20 protein-coding genes are annotated in these 21,730 nt (G+C 61.2%); 9 read left to right on the top strand and 11 right to left on the bottom strand.

Translation table 11 applies throughout. From position 1 onward, the window contains the following. Both hflX and ABIB60_RS04615 read right to left on the bottom strand, forming a co-directional pair. Window positions 1-1,347 carry a GTPase HflX gene (gene hflX / locus ABIB60_RS04620; RefSeq protein ID WP_354578034.1) on the bottom strand — a complete coding sequence of 449 codons (1,347 nt, stop codon included), beginning with the start codon at window positions 1,345-1,347 and terminating at the stop codon, window positions 1-3. Window positions 1,348-1,531: 184 nt separating this feature from the next. Further along, the gene (locus ABIB60_RS04615) at window positions 1,532-2,299 is read right to left on the bottom strand and encodes a c-type cytochrome (protein WP_354578033.1); all 768 of its coding nucleotides are present in this window, start codon (window positions 2,297-2,299) and stop codon (window positions 1,532-1,534) included. A gap of 167 nt (window positions 2,300-2,466) precedes the next feature. On the opposite strand from ABIB60_RS04615, the gene ABIB60_RS04610 reads away from it, so the two are divergent. Both ABIB60_RS04610 and rfbC read left to right on the top strand, forming a co-directional pair. Beyond that, window positions 2,467-3,597, top strand: coding sequence for a glycosyltransferase family 4 protein (locus tag ABIB60_RS04610; RefSeq protein WP_354578031.1), 1,131 nt, complete (start codon window positions 2,467-2,469; stop codon window positions 3,595-3,597). A 50-nt stretch (window positions 3,598-3,647) separates the two neighbouring features. Further along, window positions 3,648-4,190, top strand: coding sequence for a dTDP-4-dehydrorhamnose 3,5-epimerase (gene rfbC / locus ABIB60_RS04605; protein ID WP_354578030.1), 543 nt, complete (start codon window positions 3,648-3,650; stop codon window positions 4,188-4,190). 92 nt (window positions 4,191-4,282) lie between these two features. On the opposite strand, the gene ABIB60_RS04600 is transcribed toward rfbC, so the two are convergent. After that, window positions 4,283-5,584 carry a UDP-N-acetylmuramoyl-tripeptide--D-alanyl-D-alanine ligase gene (locus ABIB60_RS04600; RefSeq protein WP_354578029.1) on the bottom strand — a complete coding sequence of 434 codons (1,302 nt, stop codon included), beginning with the start codon at window positions 5,582-5,584 and terminating at the stop codon, window positions 4,283-4,285. A gap of 64 nt (window positions 5,585-5,648) precedes the next feature. Here ABIB60_RS04600 and ABIB60_RS04595 point away from each other — a divergent pair, with 64 nt between their 5' ends. Further along, window positions 5,649-7,937 (top strand): T9SS type A sorting domain-containing protein, encoded by a 2,289-nt coding sequence (locus tag ABIB60_RS04595; protein WP_354578028.1) that lies wholly within the window; start codon window positions 5,649-5,651, stop codon window positions 7,935-7,937. A gap of 71 nt (window positions 7,938-8,008) precedes the next feature. Here ABIB60_RS04595 and ABIB60_RS04590 read toward each other — a convergent pair whose 3' ends face one another. The 4 genes from ABIB60_RS04590 to msrA all read right to left on the bottom strand — a co-directional run bounded on the left by ABIB60_RS04590 (window position 8,009) and on the right by msrA (window position 11,994). Further along, window positions 8,009-8,806, bottom strand: coding sequence for an amidohydrolase (locus ABIB60_RS04590; protein WP_354578027.1), 798 nt, complete (start codon window positions 8,804-8,806; stop codon window positions 8,009-8,011). Between the two features lie 273 nt (window positions 8,807-9,079). After that, window positions 9,080-10,240 (bottom strand): methionine aminotransferase, encoded by a 1,161-nt coding sequence (locus ABIB60_RS04585; RefSeq protein WP_354578025.1) that lies wholly within the window; start codon window positions 10,238-10,240, stop codon window positions 9,080-9,082. Window positions 10,241-10,330: 90 nt separating this feature from the next. Then, the gene (locus ABIB60_RS04580) at window positions 10,331-10,990 is read right to left on the bottom strand and encodes a hypothetical protein (protein WP_354578024.1); all 660 of its coding nucleotides are present in this window, start codon (window positions 10,988-10,990) and stop codon (window positions 10,331-10,333) included. A gap of 320 nt (window positions 10,991-11,310) precedes the next feature. Then, a complete protein-coding gene (msrA, locus tag ABIB60_RS04575) occupies window positions 11,311-11,994 on the bottom strand; it encodes a peptide-methionine (S)-S-oxide reductase MsrA (protein ID WP_354578022.1) in 684 nt (227 codons plus the stop codon). A 142-nt stretch (window positions 11,995-12,136) separates the two neighbouring features. Between msrA and ABIB60_RS04570 the strand changes: the two genes are divergently transcribed. Continuing rightward, entirely contained in the window at window positions 12,137-15,013 is a 2,877-nt protein-coding gene (locus tag ABIB60_RS04570; protein WP_354578020.1) for a BamA/TamA family outer membrane protein, read from the top strand. A gap of 173 nt (window positions 15,014-15,186) precedes the next feature. On the opposite strand, the gene ABIB60_RS04565 is transcribed toward ABIB60_RS04570, so the two are convergent. Continuing rightward, window positions 15,187-15,612 (bottom strand): META domain-containing protein, encoded by a 426-nt coding sequence (locus ABIB60_RS04565; RefSeq protein WP_354578019.1) that lies wholly within the window; start codon window positions 15,610-15,612, stop codon window positions 15,187-15,189. 555 nt (window positions 15,613-16,167) lie between these two features. Here ABIB60_RS04565 and ABIB60_RS04560 point away from each other — a divergent pair. The 3 genes from ABIB60_RS04560 (at window position 16,168) to ABIB60_RS04550 (ending at window position 17,623) form a co-directional block, all read left to right on the top strand. After that, a complete protein-coding gene (locus tag ABIB60_RS04560) occupies window positions 16,168-16,542 on the top strand; it encodes a hypothetical protein (RefSeq protein ID WP_354578018.1) in 375 nt (124 codons plus the stop codon). 134 nt (window positions 16,543-16,676) lie between these two features. Continuing rightward, entirely contained in the window at window positions 16,677-17,120 is a 444-nt protein-coding gene (locus tag ABIB60_RS04555) for a hypothetical protein (RefSeq protein ID WP_354578017.1), read from the top strand. Window positions 17,121-17,176: 56 nt separating this feature from the next. Further along, entirely contained in the window at window positions 17,177-17,623 is a 447-nt protein-coding gene (locus ABIB60_RS04550) for a DUF2141 domain-containing protein (RefSeq protein WP_354578016.1), read from the top strand. A gap of 2 nt (window positions 17,624-17,625) precedes the next feature. Here the strand turns inward: ABIB60_RS04550 and ABIB60_RS04545 are convergent, their stop codons facing one another. Further along, a complete protein-coding gene (locus ABIB60_RS04545; RefSeq protein ID WP_354578015.1) occupies window positions 17,626-18,108 on the bottom strand; it encodes a YdeI/OmpD-associated family protein in 483 nt (160 codons plus the stop codon). Between the two features lie 86 nt (window positions 18,109-18,194). Between ABIB60_RS04545 and ABIB60_RS04540 the strand changes: the two genes are divergently transcribed. Beyond that, a complete protein-coding gene (locus tag ABIB60_RS04540; protein WP_354578014.1) occupies window positions 18,195-18,896 on the top strand; it encodes a DsbA family oxidoreductase in 702 nt (233 codons plus the stop codon). A gap of 238 nt (window positions 18,897-19,134) precedes the next feature. Here the strand turns inward: ABIB60_RS04540 and ABIB60_RS04535 are convergent, their stop codons facing one another. Together ABIB60_RS04535 and ABIB60_RS04530 are read right to left on the bottom strand one after the other, a co-directional pair. Then, entirely contained in the window at window positions 19,135-19,575 is a 441-nt protein-coding gene (locus ABIB60_RS04535) for an META domain-containing protein (protein ID WP_354578013.1), read from the bottom strand. A 296-nt stretch (window positions 19,576-19,871) separates the two neighbouring features. Beyond that, complete coding sequence (locus tag ABIB60_RS04530; protein WP_354578012.1) at window positions 19,872-20,855, bottom strand: aldo/keto reductase; 984 nt, start codon at window positions 20,853-20,855, stop codon at window positions 19,872-19,874. 246 nt (window positions 20,856-21,101) lie between these two features. Here ABIB60_RS04530 and ABIB60_RS04525 point away from each other — a divergent pair, with 246 nt between their 5' ends. Continuing rightward, window positions 21,102-21,701, top strand: a complete 600-nt coding sequence (locus tag ABIB60_RS04525; RefSeq protein WP_354578011.1) for a DUF4136 domain-containing protein — start codon at window positions 21,102-21,104, stop codon at window positions 21,699-21,701. The last annotated feature ends 29 nt before the right edge of the window (window positions 21,702-21,730 follow it).

Below are 21,730 nucleotides of genomic sequence, written 5' to 3'. Positions count from 1 at the left end.
CTACTCATCTTCCTTGACGACGGAATAGTCGGCAAAACGATCGGCGGGGTAGAGGGCCTTCACTTTGCGAACCAGCAGGTCGCGCAGCTCATCAATATTCTCCCGGTCGGTGGCCGAAATAAAGATAACCGGGTCGTGGAGCTTGGCCATGTAGGTAGCTTTCAGCTGCTCCAGCGAAGGGCGGGAAGCCAGGCCTTGCTCCTCGGCATCCTCGTCTTCTGAGTTCATGCCCTCAAAGCCGCCGTGGTGCTCCGCCTCCGCTTCGGGGTTGTACTGATCAATTTTGTTGAACACCAATAGCATGGGCTTATCAGCCGCCTGAATATCCTTGAGCGTTTCGTTTACCACGGCAATGTGCTCCTCAAACGAGGGGTGAGAAATGTCTACCACGTGCACAAGCAAATCGGCTTCCCGAATTTCATCCAAGGTGCTTTTGAAGCTCTCGATGAGGCGGGTGGGCAGCTTGCGTATAAACCCAACGGTATCGGATAGCAGGAAAGGTACCGTATCCAGCACCACCTTGCGCACAGTGGAGTCCACGGTGGCAAATAGCTTGTTTTCGGCAAACACCTCGGCTCGGCTCAGCAGGTTCATGATGGTGCTTTTGCCCACGTTGGTGTAGCCTACCAGGGCCACGCGCACCATGCCGGTGCGGGATTTGCGCTGGGTCTGGCTTTGCTTGTCCAGGTCCTTGAGGCGCTCCTTTAGAAAGCTGATCCGGTCGCGCACTACGCGGCGGTCCGTCTCAATTTCGGTTTCACCAGGTCCCCGCTGGGCCACGCCCCCACCACGCTGCTTGTCCAGGTGAGTCCAGAGGCCGGTGAGGCGGGGCAGCAGGTATTGGTACTGGGCCAGTTCCACCTGCGTCTGGGCAGTGGCCGATTTGGCCCGGCTCGCGAAGATATCGATGATGAGCAGGCTCCGGTCCACAATTTTTACCTTCAGCTCAGCCTCCAGGTTGCGGAGCTGAGAAGGCGACAAGTCGTCGTCGAAGATAACCATGCTGGCCCCGCTGTGCTGCACGTAGGCCTTGATTTCCTCCAGCTTACCCTCCCCCACAAACGTGCGGATATCGGGTTTGTCGAGGCGCTGCACGAAGCGCTTGGTGACAGTGGCGCCAGCTGTTTCGGCCAGAAAGGCCAGCTCATCCAGGTACTCCTGGGTGCGGGCGTTTAGCTGGCGCTTTTCGGGCACGGCTACCAACACGGCGGTTTCAGTTTCCGAGGTGGTGTCGTAGGTGGCGTCTTTGTTGCCTTTGGCCAGGATGCGGCCGGCCCGGCCTTTCACGGTATCAAAGTTGCCGTGATGACGCGTGCTGTTTTGGCGGGGTTTAGATTCTTTGGCCATAGCGGGAGGGAGCGGAAGGGAAGACGAAAGCCCGCCGGGCGGCAGGCTTTCGAGTGATTCATACGGTAAAGGTAGGAGAGTTGATATGTTGAGTTCCAGACCTGGCGCTGGAGTGACCGAAGTAACACGTAATGGCGGCCTGTAACTACCATCCTGCACCTGCGGCGTGCTGCACGTAGCCTGCTTACCGGAGCGTGAGCGAATACTCCACTACCTGCCGGATTTGCTCATCGGTGAGCTTGCCCTGGAATGCCGGCATCTTCTTGCTGATGCTGCCGTGGGTTACCTGGTACACGCGGCCCGCGTCGTTGAGGTTGCTTTTGGTCAGGTCGCGGGCCCCGTTGAGGCCCAGCCGCCCATCGGCCCCGTGGCAAACGGCACAATTCTGGGTGTACAGCACTTTCCCGGCCGCCAAAACCGGCGTGGCCGGTTGAGCGGTGACACTGTCCTGTTCGGCTAGTTGCGCTGAGTTGATAGTGGCTAAGTCAGCGGAAGGTATGGCGGCCGTATCCACGGGAGCAGCGGCATCGGGGGTAGCCGTAGCTTCGGCCTGGCCAAGAGGGGCAGATAGGATAGTGGCTTGGGGCTGCCGGGCAGTACGCATTGGGTAAATCAAGGAGCCAGTCAACGCGAAGGTGGCTAGCAGGCTGCCCAGGGCCAGGAAGGCCCTTTCCCGGCGTAGTGCCCACACACAAACCAGCAAAAGAGCCATTACGCCCAACTGCAGCGCCAAAGAAAACGCATCCAGGGAAGGCGCAGTGGCCCACACACTCCCGCCGCTCAGCAATACCACTCCCAGCAACACACTGTCGGCCCAACGGGTACGGGCGCGTAGGTGGCGCAACTGCTCCCGGCGGGCCGTGAGCAGCAACAGCAGCTTATAGCCGAAGAACACAAACGTTACCAGCACCACAACGGCGTGCAGGCGCAAGAGCAAAACGGGAGCAGACAAACGAGCGGGTGGTTAGGGTAAAACTAGGAGAGGCAAAAATACAGCATGCCAGCCGCCCGCCCGCCAAAAACGGGGCGGAAGCGACAAGGGCCGCCGGGAGGCCCGTATCTTTGCGGGCCCGTCCGGCTTTTCGGCCGGTTCCCCTTTTCCTTAGAGCCCCGCCCCGCATGCGCGTTGCCATTGTTATTAATACCAGCTGGAACATCTGGAATTTCCGTCGGAGCCTGGTAAAAGCCCTGCAGGCCGCTGGCCACGAGGTACTGGCCATTGCCCCCCCAGATGCCTATTCTGAGCGGCTGGAAACCGAGCTAGGCTGCCGCTTCGTGCCTATTCTGATGGAAAACAAGGGCACCAACCCAGTGAAAGATGCTGCCCTTACCCGCCGCTTCTACCAGATTTACCGCCGGGAGCGGCCCGACGTAGTGCTGCAGTACACCATCAAACCCAACATCTACGGAACCATTGCCGCTCGTATGGCTGGTATTCCCAGCGTCAACAACGTCTCGGGTCTAGGCACGGTGTTTATTGTGAAAAACCTGGTGAGCAAGGTGGCGCTGGGTCTGTACCGCTTCGCCTTCCGGTTTCCCAAACGTGTGTTTTTTCAGAACGACGACGACAGGCAGTTGTTTCTGCAGAACGGCTTGGTGGACCCGCGCATTACCGATTTGCTGCCGGGCTCCGGGGTAGATATCCACCGCTTCCGGCCCGACCTCGCCTATCAGCGCCAAGAGCCTTTCGTGTTCCTAATGATTGCCCGGGTGCTGTACGAGAAAGGGGTGGAAGAATACTTCGAGGCTGCCCGGCTGGTGCGCGAGGCCGTGCCCGGCACGCGGGTGCAGCTGCTGGGTGGCGTAGACGAAAGCGGGGGCGTGGGCGTGAAGCGCAGCGTGTTTGAGGAGTGGCTGCAGGCTGGCAACGTGGAGTACCTGGGCACCTCCGACGATGTGGCGGCCCAAATCCGGCAGGCCGACTGCGTGGTGCTGCCCTCCTATCGGGAAGGCACGCCCAAAACCTTGCTGGAAGCCGCTGCCATGGGCAAACCCATTGTCACCACTAACGTGCCCGGCTGCCGCGAAACCGTGGCAGATGGTCAGAACGGCCTCCTCTGCGAGGTGCGCAACGCTCAGGACCTAGCCGAAAAAATGCTCCGTATCGTGCGCCTGTCAACTCCCGAGCTGGAGCAAATGGGCCGCGCTGGTCGCCGCCTTGCCGAAACCAAGTTCGATGAGCAACTGGTGCTCACCAAATACCTGGATGTTGTGCGCGACGTAACAAATCAGCCGACTGCACGCCGGTAAATCTGCCTACCTTGCGGCGCGGTTGCCGCTTTGTCTCCAGCTGTTACTCTATGGAATTTACGTATTTTGATGTGCCGGGCGTGGTGGAAATCCAGCCCCGGGTGTTTGGCGATGCTCGAGGGGCATTCTTCGAGTCGTTCAGCGCCCAGAAGATGGAAGCGGCTGGTATCGTGGGTGATTGGGTGCAGGACAATCAGTCGCGCTCCGATCGGGGAGTGGTGCGGGGCTTGCACTTCCAGAAACCGCCCTATGCCCAGGCCAAGCTGGTGCGCGTGGCCGCCGGCCGTGCCCTCGATGTGGTAGTCGACATTCGCCGCGGTTCGCCCACCTACGGGCAGCACGTATCGGTAGTGCTGGATTCGGAGCGTTTTAACATGCTATACGTGCCCGTGGGCTTCGCGCACGGCTTTACGGCCCTGGAGGACAACACGCTTTTTCTCTACAAATGCACCAACTATTACGCCCCGCAGGCGGAAGGGGGCCTGTCCTGGAACGACCCGGTGCTGAATATTCAATGGGGCGTTGAAAACCCCACCATTTCCGCCAAAGACCAAGTTCAGCCCACCCTGGCCGAACTGAATAGCCCATTTTAGCAAGGGTGAAGTTGTGAAAGGTGAAATTGCGAAGAAGAGGGCCCCAATCAATACCTCCTCTTCTTCGCAATTTCACCTTTCACAACTTCACCCTACACCAGCTCCAGCAACGTTTCCAGGCCCATGCCGCGGGAGCCTTTGATGAGCACCTGACAGCCTTGCAGGCGCTGGCCACGGAGCCAGGCAGCCGCTTCGGGTTTGGTGGGGAAGTAGTGAAAGCCTGGGTGAGCGGCAGCGGCCTGCTGCATTTCCTTCCCGATGAGTACCACCGTGCCCAAGGGCTGCTCCCGGAGCAAACCGCCCAGGGCCCAGTGCTCCGCCGTGCTTTCGGGTCCCAACTCAAACATATCACCCAAAATTACCACTTTTTGCTCGGGTGTGCCGGGCCGGGCCGCAAAGCTTTGCAGGGCTGCGGCCATACTGCTGGGGTTGGCATTGTAGGCGTCCAGCAGCACCTCATTGTGGGCCGTGCGCACTAACTGGGAGCGGTTGTTGGTGGGGGCGTACTCGGTCAGGGCTTTGGCAATATCTTCGGTAGGTACTGAAAAATAAGCCCCCACAGCGGCGGCGGCAGCCAGGTTGGGGAAGTTGTAGCCGCCGGTAATCTGGGCTTCTACCAGGCTGCCATCAAACAGCCGGAACGTTACTTTGGGGGAGGTAGCCCGGAGTTCGGCCGGGTACGTATCGGTGGGGCCGGGGTAGGTGATGCGTTCAGCTACCTCCGCCGCCATGCCGGGCAGGCGGGCATCCAGGGTGTTTACGAAGGCCGTTCCGCCTACCTGGGCCAGGTAGCGAAACATTTCGCCCTTGCCTTTTACAATACCCTCCACCCCGCCAAAACCCTCCAGGTGGGCTTTGCCAATATTGGTAATAAGCCCGTGGGTGGGCTCAGCCAGGCGGCACAGCAAATCAATTTCGCCCTGGTGGTTGGCCCCCATTTCCACAATGGCCAGCTCATGCTCACCGGGCCGGATGCTGAGCAGCGTAAGGGGCACGCCAATGTGGTTGTTGAGGTTGCCCTGGGTGTACTGCACGCGGTAGCGGCGGCTGAGCACGGCGTGTACCAGCTCCTTAGTGGTGGTTTTGCCGTTGGAGCCCGTAATGGCCAGCACCGGCAGTATCAGCTGGCGGCGATGATACTGGGCCAGCTCCTGCAAAGCCACCAGCGGGTCGGGGGCGAAGGTGTAGCGGTCCGGATGCTGGGCGGCCAGCTCTTCATCATCCACCACGGCGTAGCGGGCCCCGGCAGCCAGGGCCTGGGGGGCAAAGTCACGGCCTCTAAAGGTGGGCCCATTCAGGGCGAAGAACAGCGTGCCGTTTTGGGGCTGCCGCGAGTCGGTGCTGACGGCCGTGGCCTCCCGGTACCGGGTGTAAAGCGCCGCAATGTCTACCATACTGTTTTGTGCGTAATTTGAAGGCAATAGGAACTGAACCCCAACGGCTGACGTCGCTTACTTGATGCGTAAACTAGTAGTACACGGAGTATTGACGGTGGTGTTTGGCGGAGCCGCCCTGCTGGCCGAGGCCCAGAGTACCGCCCCGTTTGGGTTTGAGTTTCGGGAGGTAGCAAAAGTAGTGCAAGGTACCGAGACGCTGCGCAATGCCTGGGCGGGGGGCCTCAACTCGCCCCAGTTTTCCAACCTCGACCTGAATGCCGACCAGCAGCCCGACCTGTTCGTGTTTGATAGGGCCACCAACCGGGTGCTGCCGTTTTTGAGCGTGGCCACGGCCACCGGGCGGGCCTGGCAGTTTGCCCCCGAGTACACGGCCCTGTTTCCGCCAGACCTGACGGGCTGGGCGCTGCTGCGCGACTACGACTGTGATAACCGCCCCGATCTGTTCACGGCCGACGCCTCGGGCAGCAACATCCGGGTGTTTCGCAACGTGGCCGATGCCCAGGGCCGGCCTTCTTTCCGGCTGGTTACCGTGCAGCTCAGCTACAATGATGCCGGCGGCCCCATCAATATTGCCACCGGGGGCTACAACACGCCCGCCATTGAGGATGTGGACGGAGACGGCCGCCTGGATGTGCTCACCTACGATTTTGCGGCCACCTCGCCCTCCATTTACTACTACCGCAACGTGACGGCCAGTGGCTGCGGGGGGCTGGAGCTGCGCGAAGCTACGGGCTATTGGGGCGGTATCATGGCCTGCCTGGCGGGGTGCAACGGGTTCACATTTGCCCCTGATTTGTGCCGCCCCCAGCCTCGGCCTCAGCACACTGGTGGCTACAATATTGCCCTGTTCGACCTGGATGGGGACGGGGACAAGGACCTGCTGACCGGCCGCGACAATTGTCCTGAACTGACAACTATCCGAAACGAGGGTACCGCTCAGACAGCCCGCTTTACGGCGGCCGGGCTTAACGCGCTGGCCCCGTTCAATGCGGCCCCGGCCCTGATACCCAACTTCCCGGCCGCCTACCCCGTGGATGTCACCTTCGATGGCCGCCCCGACCTGGTAGTGGCCCCCAACCTCTACGATAACGTGGATACCGTGGAAACCCGGCAGTCGGTGCTGCTGTACCGCAACGCGGGTACGGCGGCCGCGCCCAACCTGGTGCGGGAGCAAAACGACTTTCTGCAGCGTGATATGCTGGACGTGAGTGAGCTGGCCGCCCCTACCTTCGGGGATGTGGACGGCGACGGGCTGATAGATATGCTGGTGGGGGGCGTGAGCCGCAACAATACCCGCGGCTTCTATCGGGCCGGCCTGAGCTACTACCGCAATGTGGGCACCAGCTCAGCGCCGGTATTTCAACTTATTACCCCGGATTATTTGGGATTGATGAGCCGGAAGCTGGCCTTTGTAAAGCCCGTGCTGGTAGACTTAAACCGTGACGGAGCCCTGGACCTGGTGTACTCCGGCTTCGCCTACAACTCCGCCGATAATCCCATTAGCTACGTGCTGAATACGGCTCCGGCGGGTCGGGCGCTGGTATTTAACCTGAACTCGGCGCGTACCTTTGCCAATATGCCCCAGCGCGCATTCGATATGCCGGCCTTTGCCGACATCAACGGCGACGGGCTGGTGGATATGCTGCTGGGTACCAATGCCAACTCCCTGAGCCTGCCGGGCCAGGCGCTGCGCTACTACCGCAACACCGGCGCCCCCGACCTCAGCCAGACCTTTAGCGTGCAGGACAATGACTTTGGGCAGCTCCGGACGGGCAATGGCGGCCGGCCCAGCAACCTGAGCCCGGTGGTGGCGGACTTCGACGGGGACAGCCGCCCCGACCTGCTCACGGCTGATGCGGCCGGCGACATCCGGTTTTTCTCCGACGTACGCACGCAGGCGGGGGCTTTCCTGGGCCGCACCGATATTTTCTACAACTCCCTCACTGCCCAGTTTCAAGCCGGCCAGTGGGGCTCGGCCAATAAGTTTCACTACGCTCCCGCCGCCGCCGATGTGAACGGGGACGGGGTGCCCGAGCTATTTCTGGGCCTGGAGGGGGGCGGGGTAGCCAGCTTTGGCGTCCGTAGCCGTACGATAACGTCCAGCCCGGTTGCCAGTGCCGGGCTGTTGTTGCAGGTCTACCCCAATCCGGCCACGTTTACGGCTACCGTGGAGGCCCCCCAGCCGGTACGCGTTTCGGTGCTGGATTTAGCAGGCCGGGTGGTTCGCCCTGCCACCTTGGCCGCCCGTACCCACCAAGTAGCCGTAGCGGGCCTGCCAGCCGGAATTTACTTGCTTCGCTGCCAGGCTCTCACCGGCGAAACAGTGGTGAAGCGGCTGGAAGTGAAGTGAAATTCAGCGTACAGATACACAAAAAGCGCCCCCCGACCAAAATCGAGGGGCGCTTCTCTTGTGCAGACGTTCTAGCGGCTCGGTACCAGGCTGCGCAGCTCGAAGGCGTCACCATCCTCCAGGGCCGGAAACCTTTCCCGAAAAGCGGTTAGCTCGTCGCGGCGCAGGGTGCGGGTGATGCTGGTTTCCTGGTTGCCCACTTCCACCAGGTATTCGCCACGCATATCCAGCAGGGCCGAGTCGCCGGTGTAAGCCAGGCCGTTGCCATCTACACCCACGCAGTTCACGCCCATGGTGTAGGCCAGGTTTTCGATGGCGCGGGCGCGCAGCAGGGTTATCCAGGCGGTGCGGCGGGCGGCGGGCCAGTTGGCCATGTACAGCAGCAGGTCGTAGGGCTGCTCCTGGGGGTTGCGGCTCCACACCGGGAAGCGCAAGTCGTAGCATACCAGCGGGCAGATGTGCCAGCCACGCCATTCTTCCAGCAGCCGCTGGGTGCCAGCCGTGTACACGTGGTGCTCCCCGGCCATAGTAAACAAGTGGCGCTTGTTGTAGAAGCTCACCGTGCCATCGGGGCGTACCCACAGCAGGCGGTTGTAGTAGCGGTCCTCATCCTGCACAATCAGGCTGCCCGTCACCACGGCGTCGCGCGCCTCCGCCACCAGCTGCATCCACTCCAGCGTGGGCCCGTGCATGGGCTCGGCTAGGGCAGCAGCTTCCATGCTAAAACCCGTGGTGAACATTTCCGGCAGTACAATCAGATCCGTCGGAATCGAAATTTCATCTATGTGACGACTCATTTCCCGGCGGTTGGCCGCGGGGTCGTGCCATTGCAGGGCGGCCTGCACAAAAGAAACGGTTAAATCAGACACGGCAACAGGCGTTTAAGGGGAAGAACAATAAGGAAGTATAAGAATAATATGCTATTTCGCAAAGCAATATTTACATAAGGAATGGGTTGCGGGCCGCATAAACGGATGTAGTCCGTTTGGTATTCCCTTTATGCCATCCTGCGCTTGTACGTGTTACGCTTGAGCTTGCAAAGGGCCTTGTCACGCGTAAACAAGTCGTTAAAGGCTAATCGAAAGATAATAAGGTCTTGCACAGGGGCAGGGTGGTAGAAAAGGTGTCCGCAGTTCCTGTTTTCATCTTTCTGCCCGCAGGCGGGCCGCCGCCGTCCGCAGCGTTTCTTCCTGCTTAGCAAAGCAAAAACGTACCAGCTTATCGTCGTGGCGGTTATGGTAGAAGGCTGAGAGGGGCACCACGGCCACGCCGGTTTCCTGGGTGAGGCGGCGGGCAAACTGCTCATCCGTCAACTCCGGGGCCAGGGTGCGGAAATCGGCCACCTGGAAATAGCCGCCCGATACCGGCAACAGTCCTAGTCCCGTGCCGGCCAGCAGCTCCCGGAACAGGTCGCGCTTCTGCTGGTAAAACGTGGGCAGCTCGTCGTAGAGCTCAGTGAGCGGCAGTACATCGGCCAGGGCGTGCTGGGTGGGCGTGCTCACGCTGAAGGTCACGAACTGGTGCACCCGGCGCAGCTCCGCCGAGAGGGCCGGCGGGGCCAGGCAGTAGCCCACCTTCCAGCCGGTAGCGTGGTAGGTTTTCCCGAACGAGGACAGCACAAACGCCCGCTCCCGCAGCTCGGGGTGGGCCGCTACACTTCGGTGCGGCACTCCATCAAACACCATGTGCTCGTACACCTCGTCGCTGAGCAGCAGGGTATCGGTGTCGCGCAGCAGGCCAGCCAGGGTGTCCAGGTCTTCGGCGGTCAGCACCGCCCCGGTGGGGTTGTGGGGCGAGTTGATCATCAGGAGCCGGGTGCGGGGCGTGAGGGCAGCGGCTACCCGGTCCCAGTCGGGCCGAAAATTAGGCGCCTGTAGGGGCACGTACACCGGCACGCCGCCCTGCAGGCGTACGGCGGGGCCGTATAAATCGTAGGCCGGCTCCAGAATCAGCACCTCGTCGCCGGGACGCACCACGGCCGCCAGCACCGCGTACAGGGCTTCGGTGGCCCCGCTGGTCACGGTAATGTCGGTGGCCGCATCGGGGCGGTGGCCGTAGAGGCGGGCGGTTTTATCGGCAATGGCCTCGCGCAGGCGGGGCAGGCCGGGCATGGGCGCGTACTGCTGGTGGCCGGGCGTGAGTACGTGGCGGGCCAGGGCTTCCAGCAGGCGCCGGGGCGGGTCGTAGTCGGGGAAGCCCTGGGCCAGGTTGATAGCCCCGCTGTCCTGGGCCAGTTGGGTCATCACCGAAAAGATACTAGTGCCCACATCGGGCAATTTAGAGGAAAGCGTGGGGGTGGGCATGAAAGCAAACGGTAAAACAGCCCATACGAAAGCAGGACGCTGAAATATACTCAGCGTCCTGCTTCAGACAACCCCGTATGAAAATTACTCTTAGCCCCGGCGCTGATAGGGGAAACGCTTGGCGGCGTTGCGCATGAGGGCGTTGGTCAGGTTCTGGGCGTTGTCGGTGAGGCCCCCGCCGCCCTGGAGCTGGCAGTCGTACTTCCAGAGCAGGCGGCCGGCCTGCTGGTCGTGCAGGCTCATGGAGGCCGTAACCTCATCGGAAATAGCATAAAATGGCGTAAACACGTTGATGGCTACGGCGGCGGCCAGCGGCAGAGGCTTGTTGAGCAGCAGCTGGCCGGTTACCACGGCATCTACGCCCAGCAGCTTGGCCAGCTCCTCCCGGGGGCGGGTCTGCACATCCTCGTAGCTGAGGCCGGCCTGCTGGAGCAAAGCGTTGGTGCGGGCTACATCCTGAAACTCTACGGAGTAGCCGCCCCGTTTGCCGGAGCGGTGCAGCAGCCAGCTGAACACGTTGTTCTGCACGGCCAGGCCGGTCTGATATTCCTGCTCGGCCAACTCCTGCTGGCTGGGGCGCGGCCCCCGGCCCAGCAACTGGGGGGCAGGCTTGATGTGCACATTGAAGGGCAGGATGGCCACCGTGCGGTGGCGGGGCTGCACCTGCTGCCGGAAGTCGCGGGCGGTGTATACCCGGGGCGCGCAGGCCGCCAGGCAGAGGAGGAGCAGAAAGGGTAGAAGCTTTTTCATGGCAAGCAGAAACTGAAGGATAACCGGATAAGGCAGGCCCGCAGCGCCGGCAGCAGCCGGGGCGGGCAAGGGGTTCAGCTTCTGGCCAGAAGTGGGTAGCTAAGCGGTTTGCAAACCCGGTGCCAGTTTTTAAGAAAAAGTTCCGGAGTGGAGAAAAATTTGTGCTGAGCGGGGGGGAAGAATCAACGTATGGCGGTCATGCAGAGGCCGGAGGCCGAAGCATCTCGCGTGCTGACGTTGTAATAGTAACTCAACGTCAGCACGCGAGATGCTTCGGCCTCCGGCCTCTGCATGACGGATACTCCATCATTCCTGACCCACTACAGCGGCTTTTTCAGCAGCTGGGGGAAGGTGTGGCGCACTTTTTCCACCTTCATCATGGATATGTTCTGAATGTAGCTTTCCCGGGGGTGCAGGCGCAGGTAGCCCTGGTGGTAGCCCTCGGCGGGCCAGAACTGCCGGAACGGCTGCACCTGCGTAACCACAGGGCTGCTGTATTGCCGGCCGGCATTCACGCGGCCGATGGTTTCGTCGAGTACCTTCTTCTCCTGGGGGGTGCGGTAGAACACCGCCGAACGGTACTGCGGACCCATATCAGGACCCTGGCGGTTGGGTGTGGTGGGGTCGTGGGCGGCTTTGAAGAACACTTCGGCCAACTGCTGGTAGCTGATTTGCTTGGGGTCGTAGTATACCTGCACGGCCTCGGCGTGGCCGGTGCGCTCGGTGCCCACTTCCTCGTAGGAGGGGTTAGCCACCGTGCCCCCGCTGTACCCCGACACGGCCGCCTTCACGCCGCGCAGCTCTTCAAACACTTCCTCCGTCGCCCAGAAGCAGCCGCCCGCAAAGGTAGCCACAGCCAGACCGGCGGTGTTGGTGGGAGCCGGCGCGGCGGTGGAGCGGGTAAGCGGACCGGGCTCCGTTTGGGCTTCGGCCGGGCGGCGCTCCGAGCAGGAGGCCAACGATACGATAAGCAGGGCCGCAAGGCCGTTTTTCAGCAGGTTCATAGAAGGAAAGAGCAAAAGCCGGAACATTCGGGAAACCTACGTACGTAGCCGCGGCCGGCCCGGACGCCCCCGCTCCGCCGGGCAAAGTTGCTTTCGGGCGGGCGGGGTAGTTTCTTCGGGTAGTATAACATTGCCTGCGCCCGTGAAATTCCCTGTTCGTACGTTGTGGCCAGCCCTGGGGCTGGTGGTGTTGCCCCTGCTGGCTTCGGCCCAAACGCTGCTACTCATTGAGCAGCAGGTGCCCGCCGCCGTGCGCTGGTACGAGGTGCGCACGCCCCACTTCCGGGTGGTGTACCCCGAGGGGTTTGCGGAGCGGGCCCGGCGTACGGCGGCCCGCCTGGAGCAGGTGCACGAGCCGGCCGGGGCCTCGCTGGGGCTGGCCGCCCGGCCCGTTACGGTGGTGCTGCAAACCCGCAACACCATCGGCAACGGCTTTGTCACGCTGCTGCCCCGTCACTCGGAGTTCTTCACCACCTTCCCCCAAGACCCCTACCTGCCCGGAACCCTGGACTGGCTGGATGAGCTGACGGTGCACGAGTACCGCCACGTGGTGCAGTTCGACAAAGCCCACCAGGGCATTGGGCAATTAGGCTATTGGTTCGGCGGCTACGGGGGGCTGGGCCTCACCACGCTGGGCGTGCCCGACTGGTTTGCCGAGGGCGACGCCGTGGGCACCGAAACCGCCCTGACCCGTAGCGGTCGGGGCCGGATTCCGAACTTCGACGCCTATTTCCGGGCTAACCTGCTGGCCGGGCGGCGCTACTCCTACGCCAAAGCCGTAGCCGGCTCCTTTCGGGATAATGTGCCCAACCACTACGTGTTGGGCTATTTCCTGACTTCCCGCCTCAAGCGCACCGCCCCCGACCCCAGCGTGTGGGGCACCGTGCTGAACCGCTACTACCGCTTCCCGGTGTATCCGCTGTCCTTCTCTGACAAGCTGCGCCGCACCACCGGCCTGCGCACCGATGACCTGTACGGGCAAACCGTGCGGGAGCTGGACAGCCTCTGGCGCGCGGAAGCTGCCGCCCGCCCCCTCACGCCCGCCACCGAGCTACCGGTAGCGGCCACCGAAAAGGTATTTACCGACTATCAGTTTCCCCAGTACCTCGACGATAACACGGTAGTAGCCCTGAAAAGCGGCCTGGGCCACACGCCCCGGCTGGTGGCGCTGCGCCAGGGCCAGCCCGAGCGGGAGCTGTGGGTGATGGGCCTGCACCATAACCCCGAGCAGTTGTCGGCGGGCGGGGGCAAGGTGGCCTGGCTGGAATTCCGCTACCACCCGCGCTGGCAGCAGCAGGTGTACTCCGAGCTGCGGGTGCTGGACGTGGCTACCGGCCAGGTAAGCCGGCCCGGCCGCCGCACCCGCTACACCACCGCCGTGCTCAGCCCCGACGGCCGCCGCCTGCTGGCCGTGAGCACCGATTCCAGCTACCAGCACCGCCTGCACCTGCTGGATACCGAAACCGGCCGGGAGCTGCGCACCTTCGGGAACCCCGAAAACCTACCTTATCTGCATCCCCGCTTCGCCCCCGACGGCCATACGGCGGCCGTAGTGCGGCTGGAAGCGGCTGGCAAGCGCCTGGAACTGCTGGATACCGAAACCGGCCAGGCGCGCGTGCTACTGCCCGCCGCCAACGACAACATTGCCCAGCCCCAGCCCGGCCCCGATTTCGTGCTATTCACCTCGCCCCGCTCGGGGCAGGAGGAGGTGTACGCCGTGCGCATCAGCACCGGGGAGGTGCGGCAGGTAACCAGCCGCCCGGTGGGCAGCTACCACCCCGCCCTTAGCCCCAACGGCCAGCGCCTCGCCTTCCACGAAATCAAGGCCCAGGGTAGCCGGGTGCTGGAAATGCCCCTGAGCGCGGCGCAGTGGCAACCGGCCCCGCCCGCCACTGCCGCCCCCAACCGTTACGCCGATGAGCTAACGGCCCGGGAACCCGGGGCCCGCACCGTAGGGGCTATTCTGCCCCAGGATTCGGTGGTGGGGCCGGCGCTGGTGGCCCGGCGCTACCGCCGCCTGCCCCACGCGCCCAACCTCTACGGCTGGGGCTTGGTGCAGAGCCCGTCGGGCAACGGTCTCAACCTGGGTATCCGGGCGCAGGATGTGCTCAGTACCACCCAGGCCGTTGCGGGTGTGGGGTTTGATGGGATAGAGCGGGCCGGGCGGGTGTTTGCCGATGTTAGCTACCAGGGCCTGGGGCCGGTGCTGGATGTGAGCGTGGAGCACGGTGGCCGCCGGGCCATTGGGCCGCTGCCCACCGGCAGGCTCAGCGAGGAAACCTGGCAGTACAACCGCCTGAGCCTGGGCAGCCGTTTGCCGCTGGTGCTCACCACGTCGCGCATGCTCACCTCCCTCACCGTGGGCGCCTTCTACCAGCACGAGCAGGCCCGCAACTACCCATTCGTTCCCCGGCCTTCTCCGGTTGAGGTAACCACGCAGCCCCTTAATGTGCTGCTGGGCACCGTGAGCTTTGCCCGCACCCTGCGCCAAAGCTACCGCGACGTGGCCCCGCGCTGGGGCCAGAGCGTGCTGCTGACGGTGCGGGATACGCCGTTTGGGCGGGGGCTGGAGGCCCGGCAGCTGGGGGCGCAGGGCAGCTTGTTTCTGCCGGGCCTGGGCCAGCATCATGCTCTCCGGCTGCGGGGTGGCTACCAGTATCAGGAGCAGGCGCAGTACCGGTTCGGGGCAACTATCTTCTACCCCCGCAACCTGCCCTACCTCAGCGCCAACCACCTCACCGCCGCCAGCGCCGAGTACCGCCTGCCCCTGGCCGATGTGCACTGGGAGCTGGGCCGGGTGCTGTACGTGCAGCGCCTGAAAGCCAACGTATTTGCCGACGGGGTACAGGCCCAATCAGGTACCCTGCGCCGCAACTACTACTCCACCGGTTTCGATGTATCAGCCGTGTTCAACCCGCTGCGGCTGCGCACCCCGCTGGAGGTGGGCCTGCGCACCGTGTACAACTCTTACTACCGCGTATGGGAGCTGCAGCCTTTGGTACTGAGCGTGGGGTTTTGAGGATGTGCTACGTATCTGGCGGCAGCCAGAGTTTCGCCTTAGCACCTGTTACCCTCACCATGAAACCATGCTAAGAAGCCACTTGCGTCGTTTAAGTAATCAGCATAAATGCCCGCGGGCATTCGTTAACAGTAAGTACCTCTCAAGATGCCCATATGGGGTGGGAAACTCAGCTACTCAGCGGCTACAAACACCAGTAGGGGTTCCGCGCTGGTGTCATTATAGAGGAAAAGCTGCCGCTCCCGAATGGTGTAGCGGGCTACCCGGGGCAATAGGGTCAGGTAAAGCGTTTCCTGGTCTTGTTGAGCGCAGGTGGCGTAGGTGCTGAACTGCTCACTAAAGCGCAGCTCCGGACTACCGCCCGGTAGCGTGTAGTTGCCCCCGTACTGGTTGCAGAAGCTCTTGCCTCGGTTGGTCCCATCCACGGAGTTGAGCAGCAGCTCAGAAGCGGAAGACGGAGCTTTTCGGCCATTTAGCTCACGCAGTATCCAGCGCTGGTCCAGCAGATACACGGGAGCCGGCATGGGCTCGTTTTTTTTGGTGCAACTGCCCAGCAGCAGCGTGGCGCTCAGTAAAGTAGCGTACCGGATAGAAGCCATAAGTTTAAACGCAGTTAGATGGAAACGGTGACGTGAGCAAAGGAGCCCCTACCACTTGGAATGGTTGCAACCTAGGTGCCAATAGCTGCCACTGACTGCTGCTTACTCGTTGCGAGGTAGGTTGCTGAATACCGCAGTATGCCAAGAACACTGGCCTAAATCAATGCACGCCAGAACAGCGGGCTGTTTTGGCGTGGCATGTAATTAAAAGTCAATATATTGGAAGGCAATCAGTACAGCGCAGTGTGCGTTAAGGGGCTTGTTCACGGTATTTTACGTCTTGCCGCTTTCATTCTGTTTCTGTGGCAGAATACACATAACCAGGAGCCAAGTGCCGAATATATTCTGCGACTTTGAGCAGTGAAGCTTGCAACTGGCCGCTTCCGGCACCCCAAGCTGTACTTCGGGCACCGTGGTGAGCTACGGTTCATTTGCCAGAATAGTAACTGTGCGCGGCTTCTTCGTACCGTTTTGTGCACCGTCTCAGTGTCAATAATGACTTTATATCAGTCCCTTTCTTCTTCAGCCCGACAAGTGTTATTTGAGAGGCCGAGCGTGCTCATTTCCTTTGATGAGCTTAACCAGTGGCTGCATGTAGAGTGGCGTGGGCAACTTACCCTGGACTTGGTGCGGGAGGGCTCAGAAAAGGTGCTGGCTTTAGAGCGGAAACATCATTACAAGCTGCTCCTGAACGATAATACCCAAGTCACGGAGTTTAACCTTACAGAAGAAGAGCAGCGGAGCTACCAGATTATGCACCTGTTGTTTGAAGCAGGGCTGCACTACTTGGCTTGGGTATATGCGCCAGTGCCTCAGGGCCAGTCTTACGCCGAAAACTCGGTGGCTGTAGCCGGCTGGCCCCTTATTCTCACGTTTGAGGAGTACGGCCCCGCCGCCGAGTGGCTTCGGCAGGTATCCTTGCAGTCCTGACCGAGGTAGCAGCCAGGTTGGGCGGGCGGGCATTGGCGTTGACCGAAGCTGCTGGGCCGGACGGGAGCACGCCGCGTATTACCGGGGCTGGCCACTAATGGCCCGTCGTGTAAGGCCCGTTGGGCACCTATAGTATGTCCGAAATCCAGCTCCATACCGAGTCATACGGAGCGTTATTTTTACTGCCCCAGGTGCCGTGCCTGCTGGTGCAGTGGCACGGCTTTGCCAACAGCCGCAACTTGCGTCAGTTGCTTAACAAGGGGTTGGAGCTATACCAGCAATACACCCCCCGGTACCCGCGGTTGGGGTGGGTATCAGATGCGCGCCGGTTTGGAGCCATGCTGCCCGCCGACCAGGACTGGGCTGCCGCCGACTGGAACCGCCGGGCCTACGCGGCGGGCATCCGGCGCGCAGTATTTATCTCCCCGGATAATGTATTTGGGCGGATTGCCTTGCAGCAACTGACGGACAAAATGGAGCAGGCCGCTTACCTGCGCATTGCGCACGTTGCCTCACCGGAAGCCGCCTGGCAGCAGGTACTGGCTACCGCACAGGCGGTCGGGGCCGATGGGTGCTGAATGTTTTCCGGCGGGGCGGTGTTGGTCAGGCGTTGTTTCACTGCCTACCCTCTGCCATGCAAGTATTCCGCCACTTTGGTCTGCCCGCCGGATTTGCCCTGGCCGTCCTGCTTCCCGCCACCTGCTCGGCTGCTGGCAACTCGTCCGTCACGGTGGTAGTGTCGGCCCTGGCTTCCACCTCCTCGGCCGTGAAGGTGTACTTCTATAATGCGCAGGAAACGTTTCTGACCAAGGGCGGTTACGCCTTCATGCGGGTGGTGAAGCCTGCGGGGCAGCGGCAGGTGAGTGTGCCCGTAGAACTCCCGCCCGGCGACTGGGCCGTGGCCATCACTCAGGACGTGAACAACAATGACAAGCTGGACAAGAACCTAATGGGCATCCCGACGGAGCCTTTTGCCTTCTCCAATAACGTGCGCCCCCGCTTCGCGCCTCCGGGCTTCGATGAGTGCAAGTTTACGGTGGGTGGTCCGGCCAAAACAGTCAGCATTGCGCTTACCCAGTAGGCTTACTGCTTGCGAAAAGGGTGTGCGCCCCGTGCCAGCCGCTCTGTAAGCTCAACGGCCCGCCGCGCCCGGGTTTCAGCCTGCTTAGCGGTGCGTACGTGCTGGGCCACGGCCCGCCGCATACTGCCGGAAAGCTGACTGAACGCCGTTTCGGCTTCGGGCCAGGCCTCAAATGCCTCGGCAAGCTCACTCGGTAAGTCCACCCGGTCAGGCTCTGGGTCGGGGGCCAATGTGAGCGTAACGCGCTGGCCCATTTGCACGCCTGCAGCCTGGCAGAGGTCTTTGTTCACCATGAGGTAGCGCCCACCCCCGGTAAGGGGCAGCAGCCCCAGCCGAACGGCGTGCCCATTGAGGGTGCCCGTAACCCGCCGCGTGCTGGGGCCACCCAGGGCCTCCAGCACCAATGGGGGCACTACCACAATTTGGGTGGGCATGAAATTGGGGCCACCAGCTTCCAGGGTAGCTTCAAACTGGCAGGTAGTCATGGGCGAGGGGAAAGGCGGTAAACTTTTTGGGTGCTGACGGAATTATAGCCTCCTGAATTCGGAATTTGGAATAACGAACAAGCAACATGAAAATAGAAATCTGGTCGGACATCCTGTGTCCGTTTTGCTACATCGGCAAGCGCCGCCTGGAAAAAGCCCTGGCTTCCTTCGACCACGCCCAGGACGTGGAAATTCAGTGGCGCAGCTTTGAGCTAGACCCCCAAGCCAACCCTACGCCGGGCGAAAACCAATACGTCCGCCTCGCCAAGAAATACGGCAACACTGAGGCCTGGGCCCGGCAGATGAGCGCCAACATGGCCCAATCGGCCGCCGAGGAAGGTCTGGCTTTTAACTTTGACACGGTAGTGCCCGCCAACTCCCTGCGCGCCCACCGCCTGGTGCACCTGGCTGCCCGGCACGGCCGCCAGGATGCCGCCAAGGAGCGCCTGTTCAAAGCCTATCTGGAGGAAGGCCTCAACATCAACGATGTGCCCACCCTTATCCGCCTGGCCACCGAGTTGGAGCTGCCCACCGCTGAGGTGGAGCAACTGCTAACTTCCAACCAGTTTGAGCAGGAAGTGCGCTACGATGAGTATCAGGCCCAGCAGCTGGGTATTCGGGGAGTGCCTTATTTCGTGTTCGAGGATAAGTACGCCGTATCGGGGGCTCAACCCACTGAGCTGTTCCGGGAAGTGCTGGAAAAAGTGTGGGCCGAAGCCCGGCCTCAGCCCGTGCAGCTGGCCGGCACCGATGGGGCCGCCTGCGGCCTGGATGGCAGCGCCTGCTAAGTAGTCAGCCAAAAGTAAACGGCTACAGAGAGAACGTCATGCTGAGCGCAGCCGAAGCATCTCTACCGCTTCGTTGGATTACTACTGCAATGAAGCAGTAGAGATGCTTCGGCTGCGCTCAGCATGACGTTCATACGGTTACTTATGAACTAGCACTTAATTGCTCTGATTGATGTAGTCAGTTACAAAAAAAGCCCGCTCCTATATAAGGGCGGGCTTTTTTTGTAGGCTAAGGGCGTTATTTGGCAGCTACAAATTCCAGCAACACTTTAGTGGAGTTGGTAGCATCATACAGTTTCAGATTCTGGTTGCTGAGTTCGTAGCGCACCGTGCGGGGCAGTGCAAGGAGGTAATTGTATTCAATGTTCTGGGCCGGGCAGGTAGCGCGGGTAGAGGACTGAGGGCTAATAGTAAGCTGGCCGGCAGCCGCTCCCAGCGCGAAAGTGCCCCTAAAGGAGTTGCACGGCGCCAGACCTTCGGTAGTGCTATCCTGGGCGTTAAACTGCAGGTAAGACCGGTACGTGTCTGAGTAGCTGGAAAAGGCAATGGGCGTTTCCTCTACGGCCACCAGCATCCAGCGGCTGGCCATCAGGGCTTTTTCGGGCTCGGGCGTGTCCTCTTTGCAGCTGGTTATAGATGTCAAAGCGGCCAGAAATAGGAAGAGGGTAGCAGTACGCATAGTATTGACAGAATAGAAGGTGGAGTGTACTATAGGGGAGAGGCCACTCCGGCCCGAAAGGTTGCAAAAAGGCGCCACCCACCCTGGGCCGCGCCTTCTCTGCACCGAGTACCTGCTAGGCTGTGTGGACAGCAAGCAGAAAGCCCGTCATGCTGAGCGCAGCCGAAGTATCTCTACTGCTTCGGTGCAGTAGCATTGATTACCCTCGGTAGAGATGCTTCGGCTGCGCTCAGCATGACGGGCTGAATAGCATCAGAATGCCGTTGAGAGTTCCTGTCCACAGACTCTGGCCGGGCCTACAGCTGCGCCAGCTGCTGGCTGATGAAATCCACTTCCTGGGGCGAAAGGTTCACCTCCAGGGCGCGGGCGTTCTGCACGGCTTGCTCGGCGTTGCGCGCGCCCACCAACACCACCGAAATGCCGGGCTGCGCCAGCGTCCAGCGTAGCACCAACTGGCCCAGGGTGGCGTTCTTGCTTTCCGCCATCGGCCGGATGGTGGCTAAAAAGGCATTTACCCGCGTTACAAAATCGGGCTTAAACAGCGGGTGGGTGGCACGCAGGTCACTGGCTTCAAACTGCTGGCCGGGCTTTATCTTACCCGTAAGCAAACCCAGCTGCATGGGGCTGTAAGCCAGAATGGCCTTGTGGTGCTGCTGGCAGTAGGGGACCACATCCTGCTCAATATCCTGGCGTACCATGCTGTAGGGTACTTGATTGGAAGCAATGTTGAGCACGGTTTCGGCCTGCTGCATCTGCTCCACTGAGTAGTTGCTCACGCCAGCGGCCCGTACTTTGCCCTGCTCAATAAGGCGCTGCACGGCCTCCATAGTTTCCGGAATGGGCGTGGTGTTGTCGGGCCAGTGAATCTGGTAGAGGTCGATATAGTCGGTACCCAGGCGGCGCAGGCTATCCTCACACTCTTTAATAATGCTGGCCGGGGCGGCGTACTTGTACACATCAATGGCCTGGCCAGCGTTATTCTGGCTTTTGAAGGCAAAATCCCCCTGCGTATCATCCCAGCGCATCCCAAATTTGGTCAGAATCTGAATTTGGTCGCGGGGTAAGTCTTTGATGGCTTCGCCCACAATTTCCTCGCTCAGGCCTTGCCCATAAATGGGGGCCGTATCAATGCTGGTGACGCCCAACTCAAAGGAGGCACGGATGGCGCCCACGGCGTCGTTTTGCTCGGTGCCGCCCCACATCCAGCCCCCAGCGGCCCAACTCCCAAAAGCAATGCGCGAAGCGTGCAGGCCCGAGGTTCCTAGTTCAATCGTTTCCATACGGTAGCGTGTTCAAAAACCCTGCGGCCGGCAGTATCGCCGGGGCTAGGGGTCCGGTTAGTACCCCCAACTCAGGCCTATTGTTACAACGCAGGAGCTAAGCCAGTTAAGCGTTGAGCTAGGCTGCCGGAAGCTGAACCGGCCCGGAATAGTAGCTGAAAACTATGCGTAGTCTGAATACAACTCCTGCTAGATCAGGGGAGTATAGCTAAGAAACACGTTCCGTTCTTCTCATCCTTTCTTCCTATGAAAACTACTCTCACCTCTTTCCTGCTGCTGTTTCTGCTGCTGGCAGGTTGCTCCTCGCCGGTTGCCGTGCAGCAAAAGCCGGGCGTCGACTTCAGCCAGTACCACACCTACGATTGGGCCAAAACCGATGTGAAATCGGCCGACTCTCAAAACCCCATCTACCAAAGCTCCCTCAACGACGAGCAAATCCAAGATGCTATTAATGGGGAGCTGGCCAAGCGCGGCATCCGGATGGTGCAGGGCACGGCCAAGCCGGATTTTTACCTCACCTACCATCTTTACATTGAGGAGGCCGAGCGCACGGTAGCCAACCCGCCAGCGGCTGGCTTTGCTTATCCCTACGCCTTTTCGTACCGGGGCCGCCTGTTGCCCATCAACTACGGCTACTGGTACAGCACGCCCTACTACAACACGGGCTACCGCACCGAAACCTACCAGGAGGGCACCATGATTCTGGATATGGTGGATGCCCGCTCTCATAACCTGGTATGGCGGGGCTCCATGGCCGATGCCGTGAACAACCCGGCCCGCCTGGGCGACGAATTTGCCAAATCAGCCAAGGATATCCTCGACAAGTTTCCGGTTGAAAAGCAGTAGGTCACAGCTCCAGCCTCAACCGCAATGTC

The organism is Hymenobacter sp. UYP22 (assembly GCF_040547285.1).
Classification (GTDB): domain Bacteria; phylum Bacteroidota; class Bacteroidia; order Cytophagales; family Hymenobacteraceae; genus Hymenobacter.
The sequence above is the reverse complement of the archived record's forward strand: the minus strand, read 5'-3'. Positions and strand labels throughout refer to the sequence as shown.

Excerpts from the sequence above, each read along its gene's own strand:
- hflX (WP_354578034.1), bottom strand. The coding sequence starts at position 1,347 with ATGGCCAAAGAATCTAAACCCCGCCAAAACAGCACGCGTCATCACGGC.
- ABIB60_RS04610 (WP_354578031.1), top strand. The coding sequence starts at position 2,467 with ATGCGCGTTGCCATTGTTATTAATACCAGCTGGAACATCTGGAATTTC.
- rfbC (WP_354578030.1), top strand. The coding sequence starts at position 3,648 with ATGGAATTTACGTATTTTGATGTGCCGGGCGTGGTGGAAATCCAGCCC.
- ABIB60_RS04600 (WP_354578029.1), bottom strand. The coding sequence starts at position 5,584 with ATGGTAGACATTGCGGCGCTTTACACCCGGTACCGGGAGGCCACGGCC.
- ABIB60_RS04595 (WP_354578028.1), top strand. The coding sequence starts at position 5,649 with ATGCGTAAACTAGTAGTACACGGAGTATTGACGGTGGTGTTTGGCGGA.
- ABIB60_RS04585 (WP_354578025.1), bottom strand. The coding sequence starts at position 10,240 with ATGCCCACCCCCACGCTTTCCTCTAAATTGCCCGATGTGGGCACTAGT.
- ABIB60_RS04580 (WP_354578024.1), bottom strand. The coding sequence starts at position 10,990 with ATGAAAAAGCTTCTACCCTTTCTGCTCCTCCTCTGCCTGGCGGCCTGC.
- msrA (WP_354578022.1), bottom strand. The coding sequence starts at position 11,994 with ATGAACCTGCTGAAAAACGGCCTTGCGGCCCTGCTTATCGTATCGTTG.
- ABIB60_RS04565 (WP_354578019.1), bottom strand. The coding sequence starts at position 15,612 with ATGGCTTCTATCCGGTACGCTACTTTACTGAGCGCCACGCTGCTGCTG.
- ABIB60_RS04555 (WP_354578017.1), top strand. The coding sequence starts at position 16,677 with ATGTCCGAAATCCAGCTCCATACCGAGTCATACGGAGCGTTATTTTTA.
- ABIB60_RS04550 (WP_354578016.1), top strand. The coding sequence starts at position 17,177 with ATGCAAGTATTCCGCCACTTTGGTCTGCCCGCCGGATTTGCCCTGGCC.
- ABIB60_RS04545 (WP_354578015.1), bottom strand. The coding sequence starts at position 18,108 with ATGACTACCTGCCAGTTTGAAGCTACCCTGGAAGCTGGTGGCCCCAAT.
- ABIB60_RS04540 (WP_354578014.1), top strand. The coding sequence starts at position 18,195 with ATGAAAATAGAAATCTGGTCGGACATCCTGTGTCCGTTTTGCTACATC.
- ABIB60_RS04535 (WP_354578013.1), bottom strand. The coding sequence starts at position 19,575 with ATGCGTACTGCTACCCTCTTCCTATTTCTGGCCGCTTTGACATCTATA.
- ABIB60_RS04530 (WP_354578012.1), bottom strand. The coding sequence starts at position 20,855 with ATGGAAACGATTGAACTAGGAACCTCGGGCCTGCACGCTTCGCGCATT.
- ABIB60_RS04525 (WP_354578011.1), top strand. The coding sequence starts at position 21,102 with ATGAAAACTACTCTCACCTCTTTCCTGCTGCTGTTTCTGCTGCTGGCA.